General features: G+C 37.6%; 2 protein-coding genes. Both read right to left on the bottom strand.

Annotated features, from left to right (window positions below; genetic code table 11):
- Window positions 1-171: 171 nt before the first annotated feature.
- Entirely contained in the window at window positions 172-1,167 is a 996-nt protein-coding gene (locus H5185_RS21920) for a LacI family DNA-binding transcriptional regulator (RefSeq protein ID WP_182698583.1), read from the bottom strand.
- A 478-nt stretch (window positions 1,168-1,645) separates the two neighbouring features.
- Window positions 1,646-1,869 (bottom strand): hypothetical protein (locus H5185_RS21915; RefSeq protein ID WP_182743253.1); only part of this gene is annotated, 224 nt, incomplete at its 5' end.

Here is a 1,869-nt window from a genome sequence, read left to right as displayed (position 1 = left end):
GGTAAATGATCAGTTCGTTGAAGGTGAACTAACGGGGATGACAACGATTGAAGGTATTAGGATTAATACCAGTCGTCGCGATATAACCGCATTTCAAAACACTGATGGCAACTATTACGACATCCCGTGTGTTTATCGTATTATCGTTTTTTGCATTAAAGGCAGATGCTATTAAAACGAATTGCGAGCAATCAATTTAAACGGTAAGTGGTGGTGAACAATATCAGTGCGCTGCTCTATAAGATACTCCATTGCCCAACGCCCCATCGCATGATGTGGTAGTGCCATGGTGGTTAAATTTGGTTGTAATAATTCTGGAATACTGCCCCAATCATCAAAACTTGCAATACCAATGTCCTTACCAACTACCATTCCTTTATCATGTACAACAAAATAAATTTCCAGCGCCATGGGATCTTGCCCGCATATAATAGCATCAGGTTTAAACTCGTCTATCACTCGCGCCGCAGATTCTCTCGAGGTAGAAATATCACTACCATCGGCTTGACAAAAAATAACCGATTCAATGAGTAAATCATCGAGCGGTAAGCCGTGCTTTTTAAATGAATTTATAACGCCTTGTTTGCGACCTTTGGCAGCAATTATATGCTCATTTAAGTTTAAGAAAGCAATTCGGCGATAGCCTTTACGTATTAATGCATCGGTAATATCTTCACCGGCTTGTTGCTCATCAGGTACTACGCAAGGAAAGTTATTTGAAGCAGGGAAGCAGTTAGCTAAAATAGTTGGGATTTTTTTTAGTTCATCAGCGATTACAACTTGGCGATGATACATTGCTGAATAGATAACACCCTCTACGCGATACTCTAAAAGGCTTTCGATAGCTCTGTCTATACTCGCTTGGGTTTCGTTAACATTGAGGATCAACAGTTCTTTATTTTTCTGCCAAGCAATTTCTTGGGCACCACGAATAATATCGAAAGTATAAGGAACACTAAGCAGTTCATCAGCAATAATCGCGTAAATGTTTGATTTTTTACGTCGCGTTAAGCTTGCCGCACGATTAGGGCGATAATCTAATTCTTTTATTGCTTTAAGAACCTTCTCGCGGTTAATCTTTTTGACTGTTGGATCATTATTGACCACTCGCGATACTGTCTTGAATGAAACACCTGCGTGGACAGCCACTTGCTTAATTGTAACCATACTAGAATAAGACCCTCTCTGAGTCATTAGAGTATAACAGCTGATTAGATTTTATTTATGTGTTTTTATAATAGTTTTATTACAAATATAAGCAGTAACTATAAATCTTGGCTTACTGTAGCCAAATTTTTTATTGCTAAATCAGATGATTTTTGACCACAAACATCTGGAGAATATACAGCGTTATTGAGTAAGCAAAAAGGTAAACTTACTCAACAGACAAGCTTTAAATTGAAACCTTGGGAATATAGAGTGTATGTTCAGTGATATTAATAAGCTAAGCGAAAATTTTATACATTAAATAGTCACATAATGGTGCTCAAACGAGTGCTAATTATTATAGTTACTCGTTTGAGTGCCAATGTAATGAAGAAAATAAAGGAAAAGAGGTTTGAATTATCTATTACCGAAAATCTATACCTTAATTTTAGGGCAACAAAAACTTAAAAGCCGGCAGAAAAAGAATCCAAGGATCTCACTACTCTGTTTTATCCTTAAATTCGCACAGGTCTTCGATAATACAGGAGCCGCAACGGGGTTTTCTGGCTAAGCAAGTGTACCGTCCGTGAAGAATAAACCAATGATGAACATCCACTTTAAACTCATTCGGCACCACTTTAAGCATATTCAGTTCAACTTGATCGACATTTTTGCCTGGGGCAAATTTAGTCCGGTTTGCTAACCTAAAAATATGCGTGTCAA

Origin of the sequence: Shewanella sp. SG44-6, assembly GCF_014164185.1 — a bacterium.
Lineage (GTDB): Bacteria > Pseudomonadota > Gammaproteobacteria > Enterobacterales > Shewanellaceae > Shewanella > Shewanella vesiculosa.
The sequence above is the reverse complement of the archived record's forward strand: the minus strand, read 5'-3'. Positions and strand labels throughout refer to the sequence as shown.